The following is a 24708-nucleotide window of genomic DNA, read 5'->3' as shown; positions in this document are numbered from 1 at the left end:
TTAATACCCTATTGCAAACCAGTATGAACCTGATGCATCACTGGACACACTCGCTGATGTGTTGTTAAAACTCGAGACAAAACCCCATGGTTTTGTTCCCGGATTATCAGCTCCTCTAACCCAAGAGTTTTGAACATTCAAACATGCATTAGGAAAAGCAATCGGGAAAATTACAGAGGCATTTCCTACTCCAGTGGATCCGTTTCTACCCCACTGAAAAATGATACCGGTATTAGTGTCTTTATACCAACCGTTAGCCGCCTTTGATGCAGTGTTTAATTTTTGATACCGAGCATCGCTCTCCGCTTTTGTATAGGCCTGCCCTGCAGGTGTATAACTCCCTTTAGGCTGGAAACGCCCGTCGCTTTCAGCTTTGGTATATGCGCCCGTTTTCGCCATATAACCCGCATCTGATTGCGTTTTAGTGTAATAGCGCGCGTCAAAAAACTGAAAGTTGGTTAAGTTCAGCTTACCCATGGTTACATCACCAGAAGACAAGCTCACGGCTAAAGGACGAAGGCCGTTATAACTTCCGTACTGATCACCGCTGTTGGTCAGCATGAGATATAAATTACTACCATCCTGCCGCCAAAATGCACCGTAGTTGCCATATACCATGCGATAGTTATTGGCTGAAATACTTTGAAATTCAGCTGAGTTTCTTACCACCCCATTTACAGCGGTGCTACCCGCCAGGGGGATGGCACTAACATCTATCGCCGTGGGTTTATTGGCCGCGTCATACTGTTTTATCCAGGCCGACCAGGTACCGCTGTAGAGGGTACGAATGTAAGTGCGAGAATTATTATAAATCCGATAAATTTGTGTAACACCGGCATGTTTATATACTTCAAGGGAACCGGCATTTGCTTCAGGGTAGTTTTTACCGGTTTGCGCCTGCGCATTCGCTGGCTGGTAATACAGCCCAGGTGTGGTATAGGCATTCAGATCTTCTGCATTACCAATCCCTGCCGCCTGACCGTTAAAAATATCCTGTGAAGTAACATTAATGTCGCCAGTTAACGCGCGGCCATTCACCTTTCGCCCAGACGGTACTCGCCCGTTGGCATTATCATTGGCTGCCTTAACCGATTTTGCTGTTGCCGCTAACGTCTCAGACGTGCTGTCCGTTGCACTGCTGAGCTGGACGATGCCCTTTTGCGTCGTCGTTGCATCTGCTGCCGTATACTTCCCGTTCGCCAAATCATACGCAGCCTTCACCGCCTTCGGCGTCGCTGCCAGCACCTCCGACACACTGTCAATCGCACTGCTGAGCTGGACAAGCCCCTTACGCGCCGTAGTGGCATCTACCGCGGTGTACTTGGCGTTTGCCAGATCGTACGCAGTCTTCACCGCCTTCGGCGTTGCCGCCAGCACCTCAGACACACTGTCAGTGGCACTACTCAGCTGAACAATCCCCTTACGCGCCGTGGTTGCATCCGCTGCGGTATATTTCCCGTTCGCCAGGTCGTACGCCGCCTTCACCGCTTTCGGCGTTGCAGCGAGCACCTCGGAGGCGCTGTCAATGGCGCTACTGAGCTGTGTAAAGCCCTTCGCAGCAAGGGTCGCGTCCGGATGGCGACGCGACTGCTCGTGCTCCGCGAGCTTCCCGTCGACGTATTCCTGCGTGGCCATTACCGTTGAGGTGTCAATCGTCAACTCGACGGAGGAAATATCGCTCACCATGATAACCATGCGAAGCGTCTGCGCGCGTCCTGACCCCTCCGCCAGCGCGGGCTTATAGCTTTCAGCCATATTCCCGACGGCAATCAGCGTCCCGGTATCGTCATAAAGGCCCATCTCACGCATCCAGAAACCACCCACTTCTGGCGGGATCAGCAGCTCCGCCACAACGTAGTTTTTGTTCTTCTTGTCCTGGCTGATTTTGTTCAGCGCGTGGCGCCAGACTTCATTCACCAGCTTTGTCTGGCTGGCATCCGGAACGGGCAACGCACCGCCGCCGTCGCCGACCGCCATTGCGGTGAAGTTCACTTTCTTCCCGTTGGGGACGGTTGCTGCAGCCAGTTTTTCTGCACCGGCTTTGGTGATAACCGTTTTAAATTTCACTGTCATTGTGCTCTCACTTATCCGGGGTAAACCGTAATGATGTCGCCGTCATAGCTCAGGGCACCGGTAAAGAGATAACCCGGGATGTCCTGGATGATATTCAGGCCGATAAGGTGGCGGCTGGCAGGCTTCGCATCAGCGATAAGCCTTTCCATCTCGTAATACATTTCCTCGGTGATACCGGTGTCTAATACGCCGATATCAAGGCGGAAGGTGCCGGGCGGATCGTTGGTTTGCCACCACTCGGTGACGTTAATCAGATAACCAAGCGGCTCCACGACGCGGCGCACGGCACCGATGGTTCCCTTGTGGGCATGGATAAACCACGCCGCGCGGATCACGTCCCGTTTGGTGGCCTCCGGCCAGTTCTCGTCCCAGCGATCGACCGAAAATGCCCACGCCAGCCACGGCAGCAAATTTGCCGGGCAGGTATCTGCGCTCCAGAGATGGCGTAGCGGTACCGGCGTTTTTTCTATCTCCGCACAGGCGCGCGCGGCCGCCACCTCAAGAGGCGACGCTCCAACCGGTAAAAGACGGGTATCACTCATCGCTCCCCCCCACGGTTACGCTGTACTGGCTGCACCATGAGGCCTGAGTTTCATCGAGCACGATATCGGCTGCCGGAGCGGTCAGCTCCACGCGCTGCACTCCTTCAACGTGAAGAGCGGCGTAAATGGCAGACTTGCGAATATCGCGTCCCAGCCGATGCTGCGCCGTGATATAGGCCTGCAGCCGGGCTCTGGCCGCGTTGAGCACCGGTTCGCTTTCCGGGCCAGGGAAGAGGAACAGCGAGGCCGCAATGGTGTAGTCGACAATTTTGGCCGACTGGACGGTCACGCGATCGGCGACTGGCCTGACGTCCTCATCGTTCAGCGCATTGCGAACGAGGGTAAGCAGCTCTTCAGACGCCACGCCGTTATTCTCCCGGGAGAGCACGGAAACCGTGACGTTCGCGGGCTGAGGGCTTATCACGGAAATATCCGCCACCCGCCCATCCGCGCTGCGGCCATGGAACTGATAAGCGCCAGTCGAACCGGCCACGCTCAGCCCTTCTGGCGCCTGCTGGATGCGCAGACGAAAATCGGTATCGGATTCCATTACCGCTGGCGTGGGCGGAAAGCTCGTGTCGTCGGCAGGCGTAATCACCAGGCGCTGAAGGTTAGCGTTTGCCCCAATCTGGTCGAGATCGCTGCCGGCGGCGTAGGCCAGCATGACCGCTCGCGCGGCCTCGTTGACGCGCTGGCGCCAGATAACTTCCCGATACGCGTTTTCCTGCAGCAGCTTCACAATCGGCTCTGACTCTAAGGCCAGCGTGCGTGCGATAGCCTCTTGCTCCGCCTCAGGAAAGAGTGAGACAAAGGTGGCCTTTCGTTCTGCCAGCAGCGTTTCATAATCCACCTCCTCCACGACATCAGGCGCGGCGAGCTGGCTCAGATCAACAATAGCCATAGCGTTTAACTCAGTGAAATGGTGAGAGAAAAGGAGCGATCGGAAGCCGGTCGCGTGCCGGTGATATCGACATACAGCGTCCCGTCACTCTCCGACCGTTCGAAAGCAATCGCCGTCAGGCTGATCCGCGGTTCCCATTTCTGGATCGCGGAATAACATGCGGCCATAATCTGCAGGCGCAGCGCCGGACTCTGGGGCCTGTCGATCATCGCCGCCAGCAAGGAGCCGTACTCCCGGCGCATAACACGTGAGCCAACTGGCGTAACCAGAATGTCGCGCACGCTTTGCCTGATATGTTCCGCCTCTGAAATGCTGAGCCCGGTCTGACTGTTCATTCCCGTGTAGCGCACCGTCATTGCGTCCCCTTAGTCCAGCTTCCGCCGCTTTGCACACTGCCGTGGGCATGGTTGTCCACCTGCACCCCATTCGAGGTGAATTTACCGCCGGAATGTTCAATATTTCCGGCCATCACGCCGCCCTTCTGCACCTCCAGAGAGGCGGTAATTAACTTGTTGGTACACACCACTTCAGGCGTATCCAGCGTGATACGGGTCTCTGCTTTCACCTGTACCACCGGAACGGTCGCGGTCAGCGATTCCGATGCGGTGATGGTTGCCGTTTTGATGCCGGTCGCCGTCAGCGCACCGTTGCCGGGCTCGTATTCGATAACCGCCCCATCAGGAAACGAGACGTGGAGCGCGTCAGGCGACTCAGACGGCGCCGGATGGTCGTCAGAGAAAATGCCTGGCAACACGAAGGCGGTATCCAGCTCACCGCCGATAGCCAGCAGCAAGACCTGTTCACCCTCGGACGGTGCCCACCAGACGCGCGAGCGGCCTGCGCGGCAGGTCAGCCAGTTCAGCCAGGTGGTTTTCATTCCCCCGGACTGGACGCGGCAGAGCCCTCGTTTGAGGTCGACATCGGTCACAACACCGAGACGAATAAGATTGCGGATCGCGCGAGCGATGCCGTGCATGGAAGTTAGCGTATTCATAAGAAGAGAATGCCGCTCAGGGCGATCGGCAGCAACGAGGCGGGGTTTTATGCGGGATGAAACAACAAGCTGTGGTGCCGTCTGGCCAGCCGACAGGGCTGCGGACTGGCCATCAGCACGGGAACGTCAGGCCTCCCACCGGCTGACCAGTTCACCGTTGACGTATAACTCCATCGGACGCGTGACGGGTTCTGGCAGCGGCGGCTCCGGAGAATAGGTGGCAAGCAAGGTCCCTTCATTCTCGGACACCAGAATCCGCTCGGTTAACTGCAGGCTGAAGCTGATATCTGAGGTTTCATCGTCATTTAAGACAACCTGAAAGAGATACCCCTTTTTTCGTCCCTCATCGAGGGTAAAAATATCCGGCTGGTTTTCCCGAAGCCAGGCCAGCACCGGGACGAAAATCCCCTCGCTGTCACCGGAAAAACCGCTGACGTTCGCCTTCAGTTCATATTGTTTTTCGAACGAGAGCGAGGCCGCCAGACGCGCATCGATGTTACCGCTTCCGACGGACATCTGTAAGCGCTCCGGGTTTGCGCGCAGTTGTGGTACAGCGTCAATTAATGCCTGACGCAGGCTTTTGAGTTTGTGCATCGAGTTTATCCTGACAGTCTTTAATGGTTTCAACCTGCAAGGCGCAGGCGATAAGGGCGTGCTCAAGCCTGCGAATATCGGCACTCAGATCGCCGTTTGTGACAGGCTCACTTGCCGGCATCGGGCAGGTGCTCACCTTTGGGCAAGCGTTGTAAACAATGTGCGGCGGAGGCACAGGCGGCGCGGGTGTGCAACCTGCGGACAACATCAGGCAGCTGAGCGTGATACCAGCGGCGTAGTTCTTCATTTTCATTCATCAATCTCCCGATAGCCGCTTCGCGCCTTGCCATCTCCTCAGCGGTAACGGCAAGCGCATCGCGGAGCCTGACCTGCGCGTTTTCATTTTCTCTGGCCATTCGTTGCGATACGGCCAGCTGATGGTTCAGCGCGTTAATCGTGTTTTTTTGTTCAGTGGCGATCTGGTTGGCTTTGGCAAAGGCGCGGGACAGGTTCTGATTGTCATGACGAAACCACAGGGTAATGGCCATCAGCACAGCCAGCATCAGCAGGAGAGTTCTCATCCCGCCCCCTGCATACACCAGGCCTTTTCACGGGCCCGACGGTTTTCCAGCCCGGCGTTCTTCTTCCCGTTGACATACACCCAGCGGGTCAGCTGATCGCAGGCCTGCGGCCACTGTTTGTGATGAATAAACGCCACCAGCGTCGAACGGCAGGCGGCACCGGTTCCCACGTTAAAGGCAAAACTGACCAGCGCGTCATAGACACGGGGTGGCATCTCCACCGGCGCGCATGCGGCAAGCCGTTTCTCAACATTCAGAACGTCGGCGATCAGGTTCGCCGCCGCGTCACGCTCGGTGATCGCCTGCGTCGGTACAACGCCTGCCGTATGGCCAATGCCTGACGTCCATACGCCCGCGCTACAGCGGTAGGGTGAAAGACGGCAGCCTTCGAGATCGGCAATTAACGCCAGCCCTTCAGGCGAGGTGTGCAGTAATCGAAAGTCAGGCATGAGCACCGCCAGGGCAAGGACGCTGGCGACGCTGCAACGCTTAATGATTGAGTTCACGAATACTCTTCTTATCGAGGCCCAGAGAGTTGAGATAGCGCCAGGTTTTTCGCTTAAACCAGTAATTCGTCAGCGCGGTAAAAATGGCGCAGAGGCTTCCCACGTACAGCGCCACTTTTTCAGGAGACATCGCCCCGAACCAGGCCAGCGCCACGGCCAGCCAGTAGGCAATAAACGTGGTGACTTTCTCCAGACTCAGTCCCATAGGTTCACGGTTTCTTTTCTGGGTGCGCTATCAACCTCTGGCATGTCTACTGCCGTGCCATGGGGTAAAACAACGCCCCACTCAGCAAGGCCAGGATTGGCTTTCAGAACGGGTTCGACTACGCCTGCCGTGCGCCCGTAATAACGGGCACAGATGGCATCAAGCGTATCTCCCTGCATTGCATAGATCTTCATCAGACACTCCAACATCCGGATTTCCAGGTACTGTAGAGTTTCCAGAGCCAGCGCCCTTTCCGCTACCGCAGGCGGATGGACAATCGCGGGCACAACAGGCTGTCCGCGTACGACCGAACGCGGCTCAAATCTGAATGAAGGTTGTTGCCGGGGAAAGGGCAGACGCTAGCGCCAGCTCTCGTCTTCCCAGACTTCCCGAAGAATGTTGTCTAACGCTTCGCGCTCGGCCTCGCCGTTGATGCCCAGCAGCTCGACGCCCGTCATGGAGCCTTCTTTCACCGTCACCCGCGTTGACGGGAACAGCGGCCTTATCCTGCGGGTGAGTTCGCACTGGAAGGCTTCCACCACCGACGGACCAATGTGCTGATCTTTATCGAGGGTGATATTTACCCGCACATGGCTCTCTTTTTTGATTCGTTCCGGAACAGGCGATGCCGAGAAAACAACGGTAAACGCGTTGTTTTTGATTAAATTCCCTCTCGCTATCTCAGCAATAAGATTCAGGGCAATTTCACGATCTCTCTCCTGACATGTTCCTTCTGTCGTCAGTCGCGCAATCATCTCGACTCGTTCAATCATGACTTGCTCATTCAACTCTCTGTCCACACAACCTCCACCACGAGATACTGTATAAACATACAGTAGCACGTATTCATAAAAAGAGTGAAGCAAAAAATCAGAACCGTATGCGGTATGTGCATGATATCGATGGAGATTAGCGCATCACCGCGGCCAGCTGACGCGTTAAATGCCCGGTACGTTCAAGGATTGAACGGGTCTTTTCCTGGAATGGCGGGGGCAATTCGCGGTGGCGGTGCAGTTGAGAAAAATCGCCCGGCGTACAGTTATTGACAGAACTCCAAGAGGGCGCGGTGGCGCCCTTAAGGTCAACGGCCCGCTTCGGGACAATCTTCCACTGTTTGAGGCGGGTTAACACCGGTGACCCGGCCCCAACGGCCGCATCGTAGACCCCGCGGATACAGACGGTTTCCTCGCCGTACTGGTTATATTCTTCTTTCGATTCGTAGAGCGTACGTACCTGCAGCTCGTCACGACGGACAAACGGCCCGCCCTGGGCGTTCACATACCCCGCCCAGTCTCCGGCGTCCGCCGCGTCATGCACGGCGGCAAGCTCCACGCTCAGGCCATACGCCGTCTCGCGCTCGGTGAGACGGCGCAACTCCCGGTAGACCGTCACCGGCGCACCGCCAATAAACTGAAACTGACGGATGTGCCAGCGGGCCGCCCAGGCGGAAACGGCGGGAGCGGTCTCTTTCAGCAGCTCGCCATTTTCATCATCAGTTTCGCCCTCAAGCGCATAGCCATCGATATTCTTCGCGATATATTTGGCGATATAGCCGGTAGCGCTTCCCTTCTCCGGGTCAATGGCTTCGGCGTGAAAGCGGGCTTTTTTAGCCCTGTCGCGTTGTAACTCAGCAGCATCCTCTTCGCAGGCATAGTCATCCATGATGCGTCTAACGCGCCCGACATCCTCCGGTTGCATGAACAGCAGCATATGCCAGTGGGGCGTACCGTCATGATGAGGTTCAGCAACACGGATCCCGAAAATACGCATCCCCTCCCGGTGCAGCTTCGCCCGGATGCGCGCCCAGAGCCGGTTAAGGTAGTGTTGCGTGTCTGCCGGGCTGGCGCCGTTCCACTTGCCGTTACGGTAACCGGCCTGCACGGTCGCGTGATATTTAGCGGGGGCGGTTAAGGTGTAGAACTCGCCTGCATAGCCCAGCTCATGGCAGATATTTTCAAACCCGCGAATACGGGTCATCAGTTCGCAGCGGCGTATTGCAGGGTTAGCCACCGAGCCATCGTATTTTTCAATCAGGCTGATACGATTACCCTCTTCATCTTCAAGCTCCAGCCCCTTCAGGAACTCACGCGTACGGCGCTTCTGCTCGCGCCACTCGGCGATGCACCGTTTGCTCGCATAGGCAGATTTCTTTTTGCTGACGTGACCGATGGCGATCTGCAGATGCTCCCGCCAGGCGGCCGCCATCCGACGCAGACGACCGCGCCACCAGGCCTCTGAAAACATGCGCATCACCGCCGGGGCAATGTCCTCTTTGCAAAAGACGGTTTTCGACACGCGCTCCCAGTGGGGAGGGACCACATTAAACTGACGGGTAATCACACCGGCGCGTTGATACCAGGCATGCAGCGTTTGATATTCACCCATGCCGGCATCGTCCATATTTGCCAGCTCGGCGCGAATAAAGCGGGCGATGTCAGCCCCCAGCAGATCGATATCCGCACGGGACATATCCGGAAGGCGGTTGAAGCGGGCGACCATATCCACCATCCGCGAGGCGAGGTATTGCAGTTGCGGCGTGTCAAAGTGGCCATCAAAAACCGCCGCGGAGACGCTCTCGTGCACGCCAACCCGGCTGTATTGCTCAGCAACCCGCTGCAGGCGCGGTAAGACCCCTTTACAGAAGCGGATCAGAAACGCATTGGCTCGCGGCGTGCCCTGCTGCTGTTCGATGGCGTCAACCGTACGCCACACTTCGGAACGGACGCATTCAGGCTGCAGAGAGAGGGCTTTTCTGGCTTGCAGCAGCGCCGCGAACAGACGATCGCGACGCTGCAGTTGAGAGTGTGTGAGATAGGGGCTGGCAATGGCCGTCCGTGGCGCATTCCACGGATAAGCACAGGAGATAGCCAATTCACCCTCCCCGATAGTGTTTGTTTTTCAGCTCCGTCATTTCCTGGCAGGTAACGCACATGGCCACGCCGGGGACGGCAATACGGCGTGCCTCGGGGATCGGGGCGTCGCACGCTTCGCAGAGAAAACGCGATGGCGACACAGGTCGACGGCGCGCGCTGTTAATGTGGCGCTCGCGTTCTGCCAGTTCACGCTCCTGCACCAGATCGATAAAATCAGCCATCAGTGCAGCTCCTGGGATTCACGCTCGTAACGGGCCGCTTCGTGGCACAGCAGTTCAGCCACGTCTTCACCGCTCATACCGGTTTTGTAAATGTGGCTGGCCAGCGCCTCAAGGCGCTGTGAAACCGCGAGCGCACGTGCTCTTCGCTCCTCGGTCTTTGCCTGCGCCAGCAGACGTACCAGTTTTTCTCCCTCGATCGGGGACGTGCGGTTTTCGCTATTTCGCATTACTCGTTCTCCTTACATTCAGGCAATAGAATGCCCGGCGGGTTTACGCCATTACGTTTGGGTGGGGTTACATCGGCAGGGTCAGCCGTTCGGGAAATAAGCTCACGACTGCACGAAAATGGTTCATGGCGGTAATCAGCGCCCTTTTCTCGTCAGTCGTCAGTTCACCGATCTCGCACGCATGACGGGTAGCGGGTAATTTCGCCAGGAAGAAGATGGCAGCCAGCGCGCGGGTGTTCTCTGCAAAACAGGGATCGCGCTTATCACGCAGCGCTGCAAAAAACCGCGTCAGCTCTTTCTCGCTATCGCCCCAGAATCTGGCGCGCAGTTCAGCCACGTGGTTAAGTCCGGACAGACGCGCCCCGACGCTGAGCGGAACGCTTGCCTGAGCAGCTTCTATCGCCATATCGCCCCTCGCTTCGTTTCCCGCAACGTGAATTATTCACCGATAACAAGCTGGAAGCGGGAATGGCCTAACGCCTTACGTAGCTGCTCCTCTTTCCAGCGCGCGTAATAGATACGGATGGGGCCACCTGCTTTTTTGCAGCCCTTGCGGATAGTGCGCGGCTCAATGGGGACCCGGGGGTTATCGCCGGTCGTCCAGCGGTAGGCAGTACGCTCAGAAACACCTTCCAGCGCGGCGAATTGCTGCAGCGTCACCACAGGGGCTGGCACTTTGATGATTGCGATTTCAGAAGCCATGTTGCATGATTCCCATTTTGATAATGACTGCAATCTTTAGCCTCTGTTTGCCAACGTCTGCCGCTGATTGCCCGAATTTGCAATGATACTAATACCCAATTGAGTATTAGTAAACACCCAAAGGAATATATTTTGATTTTAGATTCTCAAGTGAATAATGAAGAGTTGCTCGATAGAATCTGTCAGGTATATGGTTTTACGCAAAAAATCCAGCTTGCCCGGCACTTCAATATTGCCGCCAGCTCGCTGCAGAACCGCTACGCACGCGGCACTATCTCTTATGACTTCGCCGTGCAGTGCGCCCTGGATACGGGCGCCAGCCTGCGCTGGCTAATGACCGGGCAAGGTTCTCAGTTTGAAGGTCAGCCTGCGCCGGGCGATCCTGTATCTGTCGCGTCGTTCACTCTTAGTGATGGTCGACTGGAAGAAAATACTACTTTGAGTATCGACTCCCATTTCTTCAGCAAACAACTTACCCGCGGCATCGCCGTCCGGGCTGAGGGAAAACTTCACTTTGTTGAAAAAGACGCATCGTTAACCGACGGGCTGTGGCTGGTTGAGATTGAAGGCACCACCAGCATCCGCGAGTTGACGCTCCTGCCGGGTAAAAAACTCCACGTCGCGGGCGGAAAAATCCCGTTTGAATGCGGTATCGACGAGATAAAAACGATTGGCCGTGTGGTGGGTGTCTACAGCGAGGTTAACTGATGGCGGTCCGTAAAAATCCTGCCGGTGGCTGGCTTTGCGAGATCTACCCCAACGGGGCAAAGGGTAAGCGCATCAGAAAGAAATTCGCCACCAAAGGCGAAGCGCTGGCCTTTGAACAGTACACCGTTCAAAACCCATGGCAGGAGGAAAAAGAGGACCGCCGCACCTTAAAAGCGCTGATTGACGCCTGGTATAGCGCTCACGGCATTACGTTGAAAGACGGTCTTAAACGCCAGCTGGCGATGCATCATGCTTTTGAGTGTATGGGCGAACCGCTCGCGAGGGATTTCGATGCGCAGATGTTTTCCCGCTACCGGGAAAAGCGGCTAAAAGGCGAATACGCCCGTTCTGCCCGGGTAAAAGAAGTTTCTCCCCGCACGCTTAACCTTGAGCTGGCCTACTTCCGGGCGGTATTCAACGAGCTGAATCGTCTGGGGGAATGGAAAGGCGAAAATCCGCTGAAAAATATGCGCCCTTTCCGCACGGAAGAGATGGAAATGGCCTGGCTGACGCAGGAGCAAATTGCCCGGTTACTGGCCGAGTGTCGGCGTCATGACAACCCGGATCTGGAAAACGTGGTCAGGATTTGTCTCGCCACGGGCGCACGCTGGTCTGAAGCCGAAGGGCTCAAAAAAAGCCAGCTGTCGAAGTACAAAATCACCTATATCAATACCAAAGGGCGAAAAAACCGCACCGTTCCTGTCAGCAAAGCCCTTTATGACGCTCTGCCTGATAACAAAAATGGCCGTTTGTTCAGTGATTGCTATGGTGCGTTCCGCTCTGCGCTGCAACGGACAGGTATCGAGTTACCCGCCGGGCAACTGACCCATGTTCTGCGCCATACTTTTGCCAGCCACTTTATGATGAATGGCGGGAATATCCTGGTCTTGCAGCGGGTGCTTGGGCATACGGATATTAAAATGACTATGCGGTATGCGCACTTTGCACCTGATCATTTAGAGGATGCCGTTAAGCTCAACCCACTGGCGATGAGTGGCGATAAAGTGGCGGTAGAAATGGCGAATAATGGGTAATTGATGGCAAACAGTGGCAAAGTATGTCAATGATAAATCACGCAATGCGTTGATTTATGGTTGTTCTGGTAGGAACTCATAATCGCTTGGTCGCTGGTTCAAGTCCAGATGCGAATACCAAATTGAAATTATTGCCGTTTAATCCCTACCATTTGCTATCAACGTTAAGCAAAGTCATCGCATTTTGTGCAGGGTTTAGCCCCAAAGATGCATTTCGCGCTTTTTTGACTTTTAACTCCCCGAAAACTTAAAGGGAAAAAGAAGTTTTCTTATGTCAACAAGGATAAACCAGACAATGTTACTCACTACCATGAAAATACTTAAAATATAATTCCGAAAAAGTTGCGCGCAGACTGACTTCAAAACATAGATACACGTTCCAGTTTTGATTTTATATAATCCAGCATGCGCTTACGCGGGTTGGTGATAAAAATGAGATGGAGGAAGGAATGGGTTATAGGTCAACGAGACAAAAACCCGCTCCTGCGGGTTTAATGTAATTCAACCGAGCAAGCTAGTGAAACAATCATTCCTCCCAGTCTGCTTTACTCTTATACCGACACGCTTACAATCTCTGTTACTTTTTTTGTATAAACACGGCAGTTATCCGGGAGATCTTTATTGATGAATGTCATTGCGCCAATAGTAACATTATCGCCAATTTTCAGATCGTCGCCAATTATGCAGCTATTCGATCCCAGATAAAAGTTATTCCCAATGACGATCTTACCCTGTGTACCTTTTCCACTGCTTCCAATAACAGAATTTTGGGTAAGTTTCATATTTTTTCCTGCATGCACTCGCTTTGTCACTACTATACCAATATGATGAGCGATAGTTAGCCCTTCACCGATAGTTGCACCGAGCATAATATCGCAAGCAAATTTACTCTTGATGCGTGAGTGGACACGATAGGCCATGCGGCGGTGGCCGTTCTCATACAAATAACTTGCCAGTCGCCACCAAAAAACATATTTCAAACCCGGTTTGTTCCTTAGGCGTGTCATTAGGCGCAGAAAAGAAAATTTTTTTTCAAGACCAATAATCTCTACATGCCAGAATCGTTTTAGCTGTGAAAATTTCATTAATTAAAAATCTCTTTTTTTAGACTTGCTAATCAAGTTCGCCAGACGTCAAGTCAAGCGATTATATCAATATTTACTGCAGGTCTGCAAAATGAGTGAGTTATACTGAAAAAGGCCAGGCGGTCTTCACCGACCTCATCATCCGCAACGGTTACTGATCTGGCTCGGTCAATCAACATGCCACACCTGCGCAATAAAAAAGCCAACCCCGCACTCCCACGGTGTTGGCCCTGTTTTAAAGCAGTGACAGCCACAACAGGTTAAAACACGTAACGCATACCCAGCGTAAATTCGTTAGAGACAATATGCGCTTTCATCTGCTCATCTTTTAAGCCGCGCGCGTTAGTGAAATTGTTATATCCGCTTTCGATCTTGCCCATATCGATATAGCGATAAACCAAATCGACATACAGACGTTCAACCGGCGTGTAGCTTACGCCCGCTCCTAATGCGTAGGTCAGGTTGCTTTGGGTGGTCGAGGCGTATTCACGTCCGGCGTTACCCTGCCAGCCGCCCGCTTTGATCTTGCTCACGCCAAGCCCTGCGGTACCGTAAACAGAGACACCGTAGCCGAGTTCATAATCGCGGTAGACATTCAGCATCAGACGTTCTGTTTCGGTCTGCAGGTGGTTAAAGCTGTTCGCGAATGTGCTGGAGCCGCTGGTGTACTCCGTCTTTTGTTTAAAGGTGTATTCACCCTCGGTGCGCCAGCCGTTACCGAACTGGTAGCCTGCGGCAATCGCCGCGCCGCCAAAATGCTCTTTCTCTTTACCGCCCACAAACTGTCCGACACCCGGACGCGCGCTGGTATCCATCTCCTTCGCACGCTGTTCAATCTGCAGGTATTTTGCCGAGCCGTAATACCCTTCTTCCGTATTTGCCGCCAGAACGGTAGCCGGGATCATCGCCACAGGCAGGGCAATTAAAATTGCTTTCATCTTCATCTACACTCCATTGAAAAACAGTCAGTGAGACGAATCATAAGCAGTCCCGAAAGGGCAAACTATTAGGATGAATACGCGTTTAACCTGGTAATTTTACGTAGGGATTTGTCCCGCTTTTCATCCTGTTTATTGTAATTTCAATCCGTTACCGGTTGGGGAAAACGCAGCAGGACGATCGCGCCATCGGTGGGCACCGATTCCAGTTCCGTCACATCCAGCGCGGTGTTTTCCGGCAAGCTCAGGCTATCGACCGTAATGCGGTTCACCCGCCATGGCGTTAAGTAACTCACCAGCAGCTCACCTCTGGCATTGGTTGTGGAGCCAAACTGGTTATAGAAGCCAATGCCCGGCGAGTCCGGCACGTCCACCAGCGCAGCGGTGCTGCCGAGCTGTTGACCCAGCGTCACGCCGTCAGCGTGCACCAGAATGCTGCCGCTGGTGTCGGCATGATAATCGCGGCGCGTTCCCCCGCGTACCATACTGAGGTTCAGCTCGCCCGCGTTGTATTGATAGCCCAGATTCGCAGAGAGCTCATCATTGCGGTGTACGGTATGCGTCGCCTGCAGATCGTAACGCAGGCTGTAATCACTTAACGCTGAACCATACACATTCACCCCATGGCTATCTTCCCCCCGGCTGGCGAGCTCGGTGATATAACCGACATTACTCGTCGCCCCCCAAAGGGATAAAGGCACGCTGATGTTGATACCCACGGTGGTTTCATCCGGGTTTTTACCGTAGCGCTCGTATACGCCGTACACACTTACATCCACGTTGTGTAAGGTTGTATTCAGGCTCAGTGTCGCCCCCGTGTTGCCCGCGTCAGGTTCACGTGACTTCACCCCGTGCCAGGACAGGCTCAGGCTGGAATCCTCACCAAAATTCTGGTTAAGCTCCAGCTGTCCACGCAGCGCCCGCCGGGTGACGTCATCGTCCCAGCCGTACCTCAGCAATTCCGCCCGCGTAATTTTTTCTTCCAGCGACCGGTAATGCTCACCACGTGGATACCACTGGAGCTGGGCGGTGAGGCTGGTTTCGGTAGTGAAGAACGCTTTGGCATAGCGCAGACGCCACACCTTGCCCCGTAGCGTCTCCGCCTCTTGCGAATAGCGAGCCGCGCTGACATCGCCGGAAAACGCCCCCCACAGCCCCAGGTTAGCGCCAAAACCCGCGACCTGGCTGAAATAGTGCTCCCCTTGCTGCAGCCCGGCAAACACAGTGACCTGCCGTGCAATCCCCCACGAGACCGTACTCTGCCAGAAGCGATCCTTGTCCCTGTCAATGCCGTGAAAAGGCTTATACCGACCGGCGGCCAGTTCGTAGCTAAAGAGTCCCTGATGCACCAGATTGGGCATACTGGAATAGGGCAGCAGGCGGGTACGCTCTGTACCATCGCTCTCCTGAATCGTCATTTCCAGGTTGCCGTTTGGGTCCGGCGGATAAAAATCGCGAATGGTAAACGGCCCGGGCGGGACATGAATACGGTAAACACGTACCCCGTTCTGATGAATGGTGACTTCCGCCTCTGTGCGGGCATAGCCGTTGATCCAGGGCGAATAGGGTCGCCAGCTATCCGGGTACATCGCCTCGTCACTGGCGAGTGATGCACCGCGAAACGCCAGGCTGTCGAACATATTTGAAGAGGTATTGCCGTCGCCCAGGGTCACACGCGAACGCAGCGGCGTGATGCTGCGCCAGAGCGACATCGCATTGGTGTACGAACCGTGTTGCCCCTCTTTTTCACGCCAGAAGGTGTTTTGATAACGCAAACGCCAGGGACCCACATTAAGGCCATTGTCCAGGCTCAGCGTGGCGTCAGTACCGGAATGCTCCCAGTCGTACTGCGCCTGGCTGTTATCCGCATCCAGACGATAGTTAATAAACAGTGCGTTGATGCCATCATCCCAGCGACTGGTACTGACGCCGTTCTGCTGTGGGCTAATGGCGTCTGGCGGGAAGAGAAGGGTCAGCAGTTGCGCTTGTGGGCGGTACCAGTATTTGAGGTTGAACTGCTCCGCAGACTGCGGCGTCAGGCAACCTTTGGCATCCCAGACCAGACGTGAAAGCACCGCGTCACGCACGCCCCACTCCTCCATCAAAGGCTGACTAAGGCAAGGTCCCGAGGCAGACACCTCAAACGAAATCGCCCCTTTGTAGAGGTTATTAAGGATCACCCACGTCTTTTGGGTGGCCGCGCGGCTCTCTGCCATGGCGAAAAGCAGCACAAAAAAGAGAAGATGGAGTCGCATCATGATGGCAGGCAGCGCAAAAAGGTGAGGAGGCTCACGCCCCCTCACCTGTTTTACAAAAAAGCGTTATTTCTGCAGGGAGGCGAGCGCAGCGCGAGCACGGCTCAGCTCTTGCTGAATGCTGCTCAGATCGCTCTGTTTTTCAGCCAGTTTGCGCTGGTATTTTGCCACTTTCTTGCTGTCGCCTTTGGCTTTCGCTTCACGCAGATCTGCCTGAACCTCGGCAATATCTTCACGCTTCTCGGCCAGTTTCTTCTCCAGCTTCTTCACCTCTTTTTGCGCATCAGCCTGTACGCTTGCCGGGGTGCAGTGCGCTTTCACTTCGGCCAGTGCTTTTTTCAGGCCGTTGACCTTATAGGTATTACCGTACTGCTGGGCAATACGGATCTCTTTTTCCAGTGCCGCGGCTTTCGCAGAACAGCTTTCTGCCGCCTGGGCGGTGGTGAACATACCAACAGATGCGATAACGGCCAGTGCGGATACGAGTTTTTTCATCGGGATATCTCCTTTATATGTGAACTTCCCCGACTAAAAGCGTACCCCGATGGAGGGGAAGCTTACGCTGTACGCCCGTCCTCATTCTGCTGTAGGACGGTCTCGCCCGGCTGTAGTCCCGTCTCGCGCCAGCGCTGTAATACGCTCCTCAATGCCAGAATGTCCTCCTCAAGCTGACGGATGCCGCCGCTGTCGGCAGCCTGTTCCTGCTCCAGACAGCGCGCTTCCAGCGCCGGCATACCGAGCAGTTGAATACCGCCCCGCAGACGGTGCAGCGCGTCCTTCAAGGGTATACCGGGGTCCTTCCGCCACAGCGCGATATCACGCAGCGTCTCCTCCAGCACGCTTATCTGCAAATCCAGAAACGTTGCCAGATGCTCACCGTCCAGCAGTGCTGGGGGTAGCGTGATGGAACAAGGTAACGCATCCGGTGATTTTTCGGATGGAGCAAGAGGGGCGAGCAGATTTTCCAGCGCAACCAGCGTGACCGGCTTGAAGATACAGTCGCGCATGCCCGCTTCCCGCGCCTCATCCCGCACGGATTCACGCGCGTCCGCCGTCATGCCAAACACCGTGACATCCGGGTAACGTTCATTGACGATGCGCGACAGGGCATAGCCGCTCATTTCGGGCATGTTGCAGTCGGTGATCACCACGTCCGGCTGTCGGGTTGCCAGGCGCTCGATCAGCATTTTCGGGCTGTCGTACTGGATGACGGCATGCCCCAGCCACTCAAGCTGCTGGGTAAGCAGCATCCGTCCGACCGGATTGTCGTCTACCACCATAATGGTCAACGCAGCGCGTTTGCCGGAAGGGACAGCATGCCCGGCCTCTTTCTCTGGCAGGGCGGCCATAACGGGCAGCCTGAGCGTCACCGTGACCGTCGTCCCCTCACCTTGCACGCTATTCAGCGTGAGATCCCCTTCCATCATGTCCGCGAGCTGGCGACAGATATAGAGCCCCAGCCCGCTGCCCTGCGCCCGGGTACGGCTCTCACCCTGACTAAAAGGCTGGAACAGACGCTGTTGCGTCGCGATATCAATCCCCTCGCCGGTGTCTGCTATTGCCAGCTCCAGCAGCATAAACTCGCCGTCCTGCCATTGCGGCTGCGCGCGCAGCATCACCTGACCGTGGTCGGTGAATTTAATGGCGTTGCCCAGCAGGTTGGTGACGATCTGGCGAAAACGCATCACATCGATCAATACGTCCCCCTTCAGGGCGGTATCCATTTCCAGCAGCAGCTTCAATGATTTCTGCGCCGCCAGCCCCTCAAACTGCGACACCGTTCCTTCAATCAGGTTTCGAAGCGAGGCGCGCTCCGGGCGGAGCACCAGACGGCCGGACGCAATACGCTCCACATCCAGGATATTCCCGATAAGCAGCAACAGCGACTGCGCCGCGTCCCAGGCGACCCGTATCGACTGCGGGTTTTGCGGGGCATGGTCGGGACGTTTCATCACCAGTTCCAGCATGCCGATAATGGCGCTGACGGGCGTGCGAATTTCATGGCTCATGGTCGCCAGAAAGGCGCTTTTTCCCCGACGGGCTCGCTCTGCGCGCTGTTTCGCCGCACGCAGCGTCTGAATAAGCTTGCGGATGCGCGCCTGCTGGATGCGCCGCCGACGGTAGATCCATCCTGCCACCAGCGCCAGCAAGGCCAGACCGGCGGCGGTGAACGTCACCAACCACGTTATCGACAGCGCCGACGTCGACACCGAGGCAAACGCATTGCCCGTATTGCTGCCGCGCGTCAGGGCATGGAGATCTTCCGGCGGGATGTTGATCAGCGCTTTATTCAGAATGGTGATCAACGGCCAGGCCTGCCGCGATGCGCCAAAGGCAAAGCGCAACGGTTCGGCATCGATGCTGGCGAGAATTTTTAGTGAGGCAAATTCTTTGCGGGTGAGTTGGGCGTTGGCAATGATCAGCGGCACCACCATCATGTCGTTTTTATCCTTCACCACGCTGTTAAAACCCTGCCACCAGGTATCGACCTTCGCCGTCTGCCCACTGTTTTGTCGGCCAAGCCAGCCATCAGGCGCTTCACCGCGCAGGCTCACCACACGGGGCTGAAGCGCCTCCTTGCCCGGCAGCGCGCGTCCAACCATAACCCAGGAGTTATACAGCCAGGTTCGGGTAGTGAGGAGATCCGCCTGCCAGATCCCCTCCTGCGTGACACCTGCAATCAGCTCGGCCTCTCCGCGATTAATGGCCCTGAAGGCGGCGGCCTGGCTGGGATAACGGCGGATTTCAAAGGTAAACCCGGTACGCAGGCGGAGCGCGGTGAGCAGATCCGCCAGGATGCCGCGCAGCTGCCCGCGCTCGTTGAAAAAGGCAATGGGGGCGTTATCCTGCGCCACCGCGACGCGGATCCGGGAATGTTCTTTGATCCATTTATGTTCGAGCGAGGTGTAACGCGGTGGCTCTTCGCTCAGGGAGAGCGGGATCCCCCCGCTCCAGCGACGGTGGATCTCCACGCCCGCGTTCTCCGGCAGCGCCATCAGCATCTTGTTGAGGATCGCGATCCAGACCGCCATCTTTGGCATCGCAGCGAACGAGAATCCCGACGCCTCGAACGTGTCCGCCACCGGACGAATACTGAGATTGCTTAAATTTGACTGACTCGCCAGATAGCGCGCGGTGATCGCATCGCTGAAGAACAGATCGATTTTGCGAAACGCCAGCGCCTCCAGCGCATGCCGCGTGGAGGAGAAATTCACAATGACAGCCCCCGGATAACGGGCCAGCACGTCGCTGCTGCTGTAGACAGGCGAAACGGCGATCCGTTTCACCGGCTCATCGGGCGAGGCATCGGTATTTACCACTTCAACAGGGATGTTGTCGCTGTAGGGCACACTCAGCAACAGCCCCTGTTTTTGCTGGCTACCCCCTGCCTGAGGCATAAAATCCGCCTTACCTGCCCGCAATGCTGACAAAGCATCGTCATAGGTGGGATAACGCACCACCTCGATCTCCAGACCGAGGTTTTCCGCCACCAGCCCGGTGAAATCCGCATTGATACCACCGTAATCGTTCAGCCCCGTGGTGATGTCGTAAGGGGGCATCATCGGCTCCCAGACCGCCAGACGGATTTTGCGGTGTTCGCGCACCCAGCGCCATTCGCTGCCGCTGAGTCCCGGCTCGATCACCTTTTCATGGCTACGCGCCAGCAGGCGAAGGGATTCCCCCGGTTGCGCGGCGCACACGGTAAAGGCAATACAAAAAAGCAGGATAAAGGTAACGGCTCTCACGTCTCTGGCTCTGAAGTATCAATAAGATCGAAAAGTTGTTCAAAATGCGCAAAGCCGCTTTTTTTCATCATTCGCGCCTTATAGGTGCTGATGGTTTTGTTGCTGAGCGCCAGCCGGTCGGCAATCTCCTTGTTGCTTTTGCCCTGCTTCAGATAGTTCAGCACCGCGATTTCACGATCGGAGAAACTCGCCAGCAGCGCCCGGGTATCATGTTTTATTTCAGTAGCCTCGACGATTTTCATGAACGTCTCTTCCGGGAAACAGTGATAGCCGTCCAGCAGCAGCTGGCAAACCGGCTCGACGCGCTCCAGTGCCAGGCTTTTATTGATAAACCCGCTCGCCCCGGCCTTCAGCGTACGCAGTGCGTAGATCCCCGCAGGCTGGTTGGTATAAACCAGCACCCTGAGCGCAGGGAAGTGGTGTTTGATACGCGGGAGAAGATCCAGCCCGTCAGCGTTTTTGAGTTCCAGGTCGAGGATCAGCAGCGACGGCTGTTCCCGATGCAGCAGCGCCAGCAGGTTCTCGCCGGAGGATGTCGTCACGATAAAATCCGGATTCTTTTCCAGCAGCACCTTGAGCGCAAAGCAGATTGCCGGATGGTCATCCACAAGCAGTATTTTTGTCATTGGTGTTTATTCTTTCCTGAGGCATTAACGGCTCCATTACACGCTGTACACCATAGCCTACCACGTGTTGAATCAGGACAAGGTTTGTCTGGTTTGAGAATAATTCAGAAAAAATACGGAATACGCGAACACAACCTACTTTTCATTAGGCATAATGATTTAAACAAATGGGTTGGGAATTTTAATGCCAGATATTACAGGAGGGTTTTAATGCAGCAAAACGCTAAACCTGTCCTGTGATGAAAAAGGATCTGCAAACCTCAGTCACAAACTCGAAATCACTTATCAGGTCATGAGAGTGACTCAGGAAAACAGGCGGAACAGCACTTTCTTTCCTTTCAAAAAAAGCAGTCTGGATGCTTTGTATGTTTGTTTTATCATCCTTACCCTTAATTAATGAGAGCAGGAAATGCATACCATCCGAATGGATGCTGAGCGTTTTTTGATTATCAACATCTACAATATTAACGCTTCCCGTATTCGTCCTGAGCTGATGAAGCGCATCGTAAACATCTGACCATAAGGGAAAGTCCTTTTTACTTAAACCTGTATTTGCGCAAAACAGGGAAAGCTTCATTTTCATCGTTTGTCCTTTAACAATGTTGTTTGCTACGTATTTTAACATGGAAGATGAACAATCCAGAGCAGGATAAAGTGATGTCGCTGGCAAATTACACATTTTAGGAATTTTATGGTAAACCGGGCATAGGGGGCGGGGTAATCAGAATGACAACTGCGAACAAGCCCCGCAACGTGTAATGAGAGTAAATGTAACAATTGATATAGGATTTCCAGCATGGAGGTAGGGATCATTCAATGATATTGTTCAAAAATATTTTCCGAAGCTACTTCGCCATTCCCATAATTATTTTTATCAAAAGCGAATTTTCATACAGATAACATCCCGGTTTTAAAACCGGGACTGTTTTTATACAAATGCTATTTCTTCAGCAAGCGCGGGAGTTGATTATTTAATTCGAGGATACACGCATCCATATATTTCTGGGTTTCAACAGCCACCTTCTTATAATTATCACGTTCCCATTCTGACAGATTCGCTTCCACAGGAACGGGGGAACATTCAGCTACAGTATACGCGGAAAACATATTCCCACCCTCAGGTTTTTTATAGAAAAGCACCTTATATTTCAACTGATAAACGGGAGCGGTTGCTGTAGCATCTTTAAAAATCAATGCCCAGGTAGCATGGCCAATATTGAGTTGTTCTTTATAAACATACCCGCTGGATTGGGAGTCCATCCACTTACTGATACTTTTCTTTGCACCTTGAGCGAGGTAGGTATCAGTAGGATTTTTGATCGACTCGATGATTTCCCCTTTATAATTTTCTTTATCAAAACTGCTGGGTTTTATATTTCCGGTTAACACAGACAAAACGGCCAACCCTTTTCCTACAGCGTTATGAGTCGGAGTAACTACGCGTAGTGAATTATCTGCGATACGGTTATTATTAAGATCTGCCTGTGCTGACACAGCCATGATCTCAATTGAACTACCATTGGAAGAGGTTACTGTTTCAGGCTTTATTTTGCTGGCACACCCCGTTAGCGCTACAACGAATAGTAAAGTAGTTACTGTGAATGTTGTTACTTTCATTTTCTTTCCTTGAGATAAAATAATGAAGGAGAATATTCTTCTATATGCTTACGCTTACCGCTCTTTCGTACTTAGTTCAGGCCTGATTCGGCGTTCCCCTGCATACTGCAATATCCACTGCCGTTAAATTTCGGCAATCTGTGAGTGATCCAGAGCAGATACGGGAATTTCGAGTAAAGCCTAATAGTTTAAAAAAGAAGATCCCGACATACAGGCCGGGAGCTTCCTGGTTACCACAATTTAGGATAGTCGCTAAATGCTTCATATATAGTGCGCGTTGATTCTTCAGTTAGTTTTTCCTTTCCCTGGAAGGATGTAACATTTCCCTCCAAATCCTCTTTGGCGCATGACCATTCTAGCCAGCCTTGAGAAGAAAATACCCGCAACTCGAAAAAATGGTTCATATCTTTAAGTATTGCTACATCACCCCTTTTCATATTATCGATAAACCTGTCAAACTCCTGATATTATATCCAGAACTGAGAGTTTACCTCGCAGCTATAGCAAAATTTCCTTACCCGAATAGTTACACTAAACTTCATGGAGGGAATATTCTCGTCAAGCTCCATTACGTCAAGAGTAATATTTATAGGGCTATTAATTTCTATAACCATTTAATGTAAACCCAAGTATCGACATGAATGATTGTTAGCAACTCGCCAGCAGCGGGCATTGTATGTAAACGTAACTACTGATAACGCTCCCACCTCGACAGTCGGGAGCTTTCATTTTTTAGTGAACTTTTGGCAAATAAAATAACTTTTCGGCAACTCTACGCTCTAAATCACTATTTACATTCAGGCACATATAATCAGTAGCAACCCAATGTAGATAGTGAAAAATGTCTTCGATTTCTTTTCCCGCATATAACATATCACAGATAGGCTGCACATATGCATCATATTCATCATCGGCCTCAATGAGGTCGCTGATACCTAAAGGATCCCACTCATGTAATAAAACAGCCTTAACTTGGTCATATAAAAAGCGATCATTCATTTTGTCGGTGCTCCTGGAATTACTGTTACAACATCGCCTGTATTAGAGTTAATAATTACCCGCAGATTGTTTGTTGCATCGTAGTACCCCATAGTTCCGGACTTTGTTGAATAAGTATTCCCTGTCTTAATAGTATTTTCTACTGCTGAAGGCGGAACACCGCGCCCTTGCATACGATCAACTGTATGAGCTGAATATTTTCGCTCTCCAATTGCTGCTGGCGAGTTAGAACCTTTGGTATTCATGGGATTACCATTTCTACCAGTAGGATTGTAAGCACCTCTGGATCCTCCACCTTCAATCAGCGGGTTATCACGACAATCCCAAGGGGTTTCCGCACACATCACGCTCTTTAGAGAATTATTCTCAATAAAGAGTCATTTTTGCGGCATGTGAATGTGGGATATTATTTCAAAGTATTTCTTAAGCCGAGATAAATATCCAACAACCTTTTAACATTCTCTTCATCGACAGCTTGATTCGTGTAATCAAAAATAAAATAGTGAGCATTATAATGATTCATTAAGAATAATTTCCGACTATTTTTTACACTATACTCAACTTCATATATATTTTTACCAAATAATGAAACATTATCTTCAATAGTAAACTTTACTTTCTGCGTTACATCTTTTGGCTCCCACGTCAAAAAGCCCTCATACAAATCAATCCATGTCTGAACATTGTCTTTTGTCACGTAACCAAAGTGGCTTTCGACGTTTCCACCATTATAAATAACCATCGATGCATATTTACCCTCATCTTGCAAACGCAGGATGGCATCTACACCTCCTTTCCATTTTGGCATACTGACAACTTCAACTTCCACCCCTGTTTTATATTGTGTCCACTCGTAAAACAGACCATGCTTTCCTGGTGATGAGCATCCAACGGTCATAAATATAAACAATGTAATCAACAGTTTTTTCATAAAGTTTAATATCCTTATTTTTAGTGTTCAGGCGAACCATTTTGGGTTTAGTACCCACTATCAGTAATGGCTAAAGCAATCCTCAGTCGTAAAAGCACAGACATTCTCCTTGTTTTTCATTTACCCTTTGATGTTAAGGGCTGACGGGTAAAAAGAAGATCCCGCTACTAAAGGCGGGATCTTCTTTTACTGATTTAACAATTTTCTCTTAGCCTCATTTAACGCATTCTGAAGCCAGTCAAAGTTTACTGAATTAATATTAGATGCAAATTCAACTTTTAGATCATCCACACCATTTTCTTGTTGTAAAAGAGCAATAAACTCGTCATTAAGATAAATCTCAGCTATTAGATTCTCATAATCGACATCACTTGCAATTACTATTTTTAAACGATCTTTACTATTCATAA

At 52.9% G+C, this 24708-nt stretch carries 31 protein-coding genes; 2 read left to right on the top strand and 29 right to left on the bottom strand.

Annotated elements, in window-relative coordinates; translation table 11 throughout:
- The 17 genes from NQ842_RS04365 to NQ842_RS04285 all read right to left on the bottom strand — a co-directional run bounded on the left by NQ842_RS04365 (position 1) and on the right by NQ842_RS04285 (position 10359).
- The gene (locus tag NQ842_RS04365; RefSeq protein ID WP_257256541.1) at positions 1-2073 is read right to left on the bottom strand and encodes a tail fiber protein; all 2073 of its coding nucleotides are present in this window, start codon (positions 2071-2073) and stop codon (positions 1-3) included.
- Positions 2074-2084: 11 nt separating this feature from the next.
- Positions 2085-2615, bottom strand: a complete 531-nt coding sequence (locus NQ842_RS04360) for a phage tail protein I (RefSeq protein WP_257256540.1) — start codon at positions 2613-2615, stop codon at positions 2085-2087.
- Positions 2608-3516 (bottom strand): baseplate assembly protein, encoded by a 909-nt coding sequence (locus NQ842_RS04355; RefSeq protein WP_257256539.1) that lies wholly within the window; start codon positions 3514-3516, stop codon positions 2608-2610. Before NQ842_RS04355 ends, NQ842_RS04360 begins: the two co-directional genes overlap by 8 nt.
- Before the next feature lie 5 nt (positions 3517-3521).
- Positions 3522-3872, bottom strand: coding sequence for a GPW/gp25 family protein (locus NQ842_RS04350; protein ID WP_046887381.1), 351 nt, complete (start codon positions 3870-3872; stop codon positions 3522-3524).
- Positions 3869-4510 (bottom strand): phage baseplate assembly protein V, encoded by a 642-nt coding sequence (locus tag NQ842_RS04345; protein WP_038420637.1) that lies wholly within the window; start codon positions 4508-4510, stop codon positions 3869-3871. Before NQ842_RS04345 ends, NQ842_RS04350 begins: the two co-directional genes overlap by 4 nt.
- Before the next feature lie 126 nt (positions 4511-4636).
- Entirely contained in the window at positions 4637-5104 is a 468-nt protein-coding gene (locus NQ842_RS04340) for a phage tail protein (RefSeq protein WP_046887380.1), read from the bottom strand.
- The gene (gene lysC, locus NQ842_RS04335) at positions 5067-5312 is read right to left on the bottom strand and encodes an Rz1-like lysis system protein LysC (protein ID WP_257256538.1); all 246 of its coding nucleotides are present in this window, start codon (positions 5310-5312) and stop codon (positions 5067-5069) included. Before lysC ends, NQ842_RS04340 begins: the two co-directional genes overlap by 38 nt.
- Entirely contained in the window at positions 5212-5625 is a 414-nt protein-coding gene (gene lysB, locus NQ842_RS04330; protein WP_248060398.1) for an Rz-like lysis system protein LysB, read from the bottom strand. Before lysB ends, lysC begins: the two co-directional genes overlap by 101 nt.
- Positions 5622-6131 (bottom strand): lysozyme, encoded by a 510-nt coding sequence (locus NQ842_RS04325; protein ID WP_257256537.1) that lies wholly within the window; start codon positions 6129-6131, stop codon positions 5622-5624. The genes lysB and NQ842_RS04325 overlap by 4 nt, the downstream gene beginning before the upstream one ends.
- Complete coding sequence (locus tag NQ842_RS04320; protein ID WP_014833343.1) at positions 6115-6336, bottom strand: HP1 family phage holin; 222 nt, start codon at positions 6334-6336, stop codon at positions 6115-6117. The genes NQ842_RS04325 and NQ842_RS04320 overlap by 17 nt, the downstream gene beginning before the upstream one ends.
- Positions 6327-6530, bottom strand: a complete 204-nt coding sequence (locus NQ842_RS04315) for a tail protein X (protein ID WP_063427239.1) — start codon at positions 6528-6530, stop codon at positions 6327-6329. Before NQ842_RS04315 ends, NQ842_RS04320 begins: the two co-directional genes overlap by 10 nt.
- 165 nt (positions 6531-6695) lie before the next feature.
- On the bottom strand, positions 6696-7136 hold the full coding sequence (locus NQ842_RS04310) for a DinI-like family protein (RefSeq protein ID WP_014833345.1): 441 nt from the start codon (positions 7134-7136) through the stop codon (positions 6696-6698).
- Between the two features lie 109 nt (positions 7137-7245).
- Positions 7246-9207 (bottom strand): replication endonuclease, encoded by a 1962-nt coding sequence (locus NQ842_RS04305; protein WP_257256535.1) that lies wholly within the window; start codon positions 9205-9207, stop codon positions 7246-7248.
- Between the two features lies 1 nt (position 9208).
- Positions 9209-9430 (bottom strand): TraR/DksA family transcriptional regulator, encoded by a 222-nt coding sequence (locus tag NQ842_RS04300; protein WP_014833347.1) that lies wholly within the window; start codon positions 9428-9430, stop codon positions 9209-9211.
- Positions 9430-9657 (bottom strand): DUF2732 family protein, encoded by a 228-nt coding sequence (locus NQ842_RS04295; RefSeq protein WP_014833348.1) that lies wholly within the window; start codon positions 9655-9657, stop codon positions 9430-9432. Before NQ842_RS04295 ends, NQ842_RS04300 begins: the two co-directional genes overlap by 1 nt.
- Before the next feature lie 67 nt (positions 9658-9724).
- Complete coding sequence (locus tag NQ842_RS04290) at positions 9725-10063, bottom strand: DUF5347 domain-containing protein (RefSeq protein WP_014833349.1); 339 nt, start codon at positions 10061-10063, stop codon at positions 9725-9727.
- A 32-nt stretch (positions 10064-10095) separates the two neighbouring features.
- Positions 10096-10359, bottom strand: coding sequence for a hypothetical protein (locus tag NQ842_RS04285; protein ID WP_014833350.1), 264 nt, complete (start codon positions 10357-10359; stop codon positions 10096-10098).
- A 132-nt stretch (positions 10360-10491) separates the two neighbouring features.
- Between NQ842_RS04285 and NQ842_RS04280 the strand changes: the two genes are divergently transcribed.
- Both NQ842_RS04280 and NQ842_RS04275 read left to right on the top strand, forming a co-directional pair.
- On the top strand, positions 10492-11067 hold the full coding sequence (locus NQ842_RS04280; RefSeq protein WP_023619965.1) for a phage repressor protein CI: 576 nt from the start codon (positions 10492-10494) through the stop codon (positions 11065-11067).
- The gene (locus NQ842_RS04275) at positions 11067-12101 is read left to right on the top strand and encodes a tyrosine-type recombinase/integrase (protein WP_046887376.1); all 1035 of its coding nucleotides are present in this window, start codon (positions 11067-11069) and stop codon (positions 12099-12101) included. The genes NQ842_RS04280 and NQ842_RS04275 overlap by 1 nt, the downstream gene beginning before the upstream one ends.
- 551 nt (positions 12102-12652) lie before the next feature.
- On the opposite strand, the gene NQ842_RS04270 is transcribed toward NQ842_RS04275, so the two are convergent.
- From NQ842_RS04270 to NQ842_RS04215, 12 genes are all read right to left on the bottom strand, one after another.
- Entirely contained in the window at positions 12653-13186 is a 534-nt protein-coding gene (locus NQ842_RS04270) for a serine O-acetyltransferase (protein WP_058661840.1), read from the bottom strand.
- Positions 13187-13446: 260 nt separating this feature from the next.
- Positions 13447-14130 carry an outer membrane protein gene (locus NQ842_RS04265; RefSeq protein WP_083020579.1) on the bottom strand — a complete coding sequence of 228 codons (684 nt, stop codon included), beginning with the start codon at positions 14128-14130 and terminating at the stop codon, positions 13447-13449.
- Between the two features lie 137 nt (positions 14131-14267).
- Entirely contained in the window at positions 14268-16382 is a 2115-nt protein-coding gene (locus NQ842_RS04260; RefSeq protein ID WP_257256533.1) for a fimbria/pilus outer membrane usher protein, read from the bottom strand.
- Between the two features lie 63 nt (positions 16383-16445).
- Complete coding sequence (locus tag NQ842_RS04255) at positions 16446-16874, bottom strand: DUF1090 domain-containing protein (RefSeq protein WP_014833354.1); 429 nt, start codon at positions 16872-16874, stop codon at positions 16446-16448.
- A gap of 62 nt (positions 16875-16936) precedes the next feature.
- Complete coding sequence (locus tag NQ842_RS04250; RefSeq protein WP_257256532.1) at positions 16937-20125, bottom strand: ATP-binding protein; 3189 nt, start codon at positions 20123-20125, stop codon at positions 16937-16939.
- Positions 20122-20751, bottom strand: a complete 630-nt coding sequence (locus NQ842_RS04245; RefSeq protein ID WP_257256531.1) for a response regulator transcription factor — start codon at positions 20749-20751, stop codon at positions 20122-20124. Before NQ842_RS04245 ends, NQ842_RS04250 begins: the two co-directional genes overlap by 4 nt.
- A gap of 223 nt (positions 20752-20974) precedes the next feature.
- A complete protein-coding gene (locus NQ842_RS04240; RefSeq protein WP_257256530.1) occupies positions 20975-21334 on the bottom strand; it encodes a hypothetical protein in 360 nt (119 codons plus the stop codon).
- A 356-nt stretch (positions 21335-21690) separates the two neighbouring features.
- The gene (locus tag NQ842_RS04235; RefSeq protein ID WP_257256529.1) at positions 21691-22368 is read right to left on the bottom strand and encodes a hypothetical protein; all 678 of its coding nucleotides are present in this window, start codon (positions 22366-22368) and stop codon (positions 21691-21693) included.
- A gap of 732 nt (positions 22369-23100) precedes the next feature.
- The gene (locus tag NQ842_RS04230) at positions 23101-23367 is read right to left on the bottom strand and encodes a hypothetical protein (protein WP_257256528.1); all 267 of its coding nucleotides are present in this window, start codon (positions 23365-23367) and stop codon (positions 23101-23103) included.
- Positions 23364-23612, bottom strand: coding sequence for a DUF4258 domain-containing protein (locus NQ842_RS04225; protein WP_072052087.1), 249 nt, complete (start codon positions 23610-23612; stop codon positions 23364-23366). The genes NQ842_RS04230 and NQ842_RS04225 overlap by 4 nt, the downstream gene beginning before the upstream one ends.
- Positions 23613-23773: 161 nt before the next feature.
- Positions 23774-24298 carry a hypothetical protein gene (locus NQ842_RS04220; RefSeq protein ID WP_257256527.1) on the bottom strand — a complete coding sequence of 175 codons (525 nt, stop codon included), beginning with the start codon at positions 24296-24298 and terminating at the stop codon, positions 23774-23776.
- Between the two features lie 186 nt (positions 24299-24484).
- Complete coding sequence (locus tag NQ842_RS04215) at positions 24485-24706, bottom strand: hypothetical protein (protein ID WP_023619976.1); 222 nt, start codon at positions 24704-24706, stop codon at positions 24485-24487.
- Between the last annotated feature and the right edge of the window lie 2 nt (positions 24707-24708).

It is taken from the genome of Enterobacter cloacae complex sp. R_G8 (genome assembly GCF_024599795.1).
Classification (GTDB): Bacteria; Pseudomonadota; Gammaproteobacteria; order Enterobacterales; family Enterobacteriaceae; genus Enterobacter; species Enterobacter dissolvens.
Note: the sequence above shows the minus strand (reverse complement) of the source record. Positions and strands in the feature narration are given on the sequence as shown.